The following is a 2,194-nucleotide window of genomic DNA, read 5'->3' as shown; positions in this document are numbered from 1 at the left end:
TTCATGGCAGCCATACCCATAGCGATGATTACGAGCCACTTATCATCCATAATACCTACAGCATTGAATGCAGCCTTAGTATTTAAGTAGTTTAAGTACTGAGGTACGATACCTGCACTGAACCACATTGTGAAAACAAGGAAGAAGTTAAAGGTCTTTCTGAATAGAAGTCTTTTCTTAGAAAGTGCATATGCACCTAAGATTGAATATCCTAAAGACCAAATTGTTCCATAGAATGTAATAAATAAAGTATTTGAGTAAGCATTCCAGAACATATTGTTTGTAAACATTTGACCAAATGCTTCAAACTGTATTTCCTTAGGGAAGAGTACAACTTCTGAATACTCTACAGCTCTTCTACCACTAATAGATGATGCAATTGCATATAAGAATGGATATAAACATCCAATAGCAAACATTGTAAGTAGAGTATAGCTGATGACCTTGAATATTAATTCGGTTGTTTCAAGTTTTCTTTTCATTTTGCCATCTCTCCATTAATAAAGTGATACGTCTGATGCTTTTCTCGCAATCGTATTAGCACCGATAACGAGTAACATACCGATTACGTTGTTCATCATCTCAGCAGCTGTGGCAATACCCTTAGCTGCACCCTCAAGACCATATCTCTGAGCAAATGTAGATACTACATCAGCTGTTACATATGTATTTGGATTATAGAGGAGAAGAACCTTCTCATAACCGATAGAAAGGAGAGAACCGATCTTTGTGATGAGCATGATTACGATTGTTGATAAGATACAAGGTAATACAACATATCTCATCTGAGCCATTTTTCCGGCACCGTCGATTTGGGCTGCTTCATAGCTTGTTGGGCTAATAGCAATAATTGCAGCGAAGTATACGATAGAACCATAACCTGCTTCTTCCCAAATTCCTGATAACTGGTAAATACCTCTAAAGAATCTTGGGTCATTTAAGAGACCACCATTTGCAAGTTCATGAGAGATCAATCCAAGAGCCTCGAGTAACTGAGATACAATACCATAGCTAGATGTTAATGACCCCTGCTTAACAAGCATTGTTACAAGAGATGTCATTACTACAGTAGACATAAACTTTGGAAGATATGTAAGAACCTGAAAAATACTTCTTGCAACGTTTGATTTAACTTCGTTGAAGAAGAGTGCCAAAATAATAGGTACTGGGAAGCCAAAACAGAGGCCATAGAAGGAGAGTAAGAATGTATTTCTTAATGCTCTCCAGAACTCTGCAGAAAGAGCATCTCCACCTGCTATAAGACGCTTAAAATATGAAAATCCAGAGAAAAGCTGCTCAGATACAGGAAGTACCTGGTCATAAACCTTGAAACAGCCAAGGAGTTCATACATTGGGAAATATCTCCAAAGAAGGAATACAACCAACATTGGAACCAGCATGATATACAATCTCCAGTCCTTAACGATTGTTCTTCCGACGTGAAGCCAATAGTGCTTCTCAACGTCATCCCTTACTCTCTGCTCGGGATTTTCTCTGTAGGTCTTGGTCTCGGCATCATACATTAAATAGTCCGATGCATCTACCTTCATTCTCTACCCCCTTTTTCATTTTCTTCGTTATTAACACGTACCAAATACGAAATTTGATCCTCAAATACACCATCCAGCTTTCTCGTTATGCAAATTATAAGGATTGCAAATAGCTCTGAAATAATATCTGTAGCAATAAAGGTTACGATACTACCAATACCATTTCCTAATAGAGCTGCAACAACTCCACGTCCAATCTGCATCGACAAAGCAGAAGCCAATGCGAAGATTATTGAAGTGAATACACTATCTCTAATCTTCTCCTTTCCAATAAACTTCAAAAATAAAAGAAGCACTACTGAAAATAAATTTCCGAGGGTATAAATCAAATATTGTTGGGTGCTTGCACCACTTGCAAAGCATAGAGCAATGCCTCCTAATGCACTATACAAGACGCCAAAAGCACTCCACCTCATATAAACAACAGCAACAAGTGCTGGAACTATAGATAGAGTCCAAAGCTGAGCTCTAAACCATACTGAACCTGCTTTGACAACAATGAATTCAAAAACAAAAAGAATAATACTCCATATCATCAGATCCACTGCTTGATACCGTCTGATAGTGGAATTCACTCCTTTAATCCCTCCATTTTTAATTTTAATTTCCCATCTTTTGTAACGCAATTTAAAAAAAAGAAAAAA

The 2,194-nt window shown here is 37.4% G+C and carries 2 protein-coding genes and 1 pseudogene; all 3 read right to left on the bottom strand.

The window, feature by feature from the left end; genetic code table 11:
* A pseudogene (locus SOY52_RS00275) lies at positions 1-482 on the bottom strand (hypothetical protein); the annotation flags it as partial.
* Between the two features lie 15 nt (positions 483-497).
* A complete protein-coding gene (locus SOY52_RS00270) occupies positions 498-1,550 on the bottom strand; it encodes an ABC transporter permease (protein WP_154425042.1) in 1,053 nt (350 codons plus the stop codon).
* Positions 1,547-2,194 (bottom strand): hypothetical protein (locus SOY52_RS00265; protein WP_320846985.1); only part of this gene is annotated, 648 nt, incomplete at its 5' end. The genes SOY52_RS00270 and SOY52_RS00265, both read right to left, overlap by 4 nt.

The sequence above is a fragment of the Bullifex sp. genome, assembly GCF_034103065.1.
Taxonomy (GTDB): Bacteria; Spirochaetota; Spirochaetia; order Sphaerochaetales; family Sphaerochaetaceae; genus Bullifex.
This window is presented reverse-complemented; position numbering and strand designations above follow the sequence as displayed.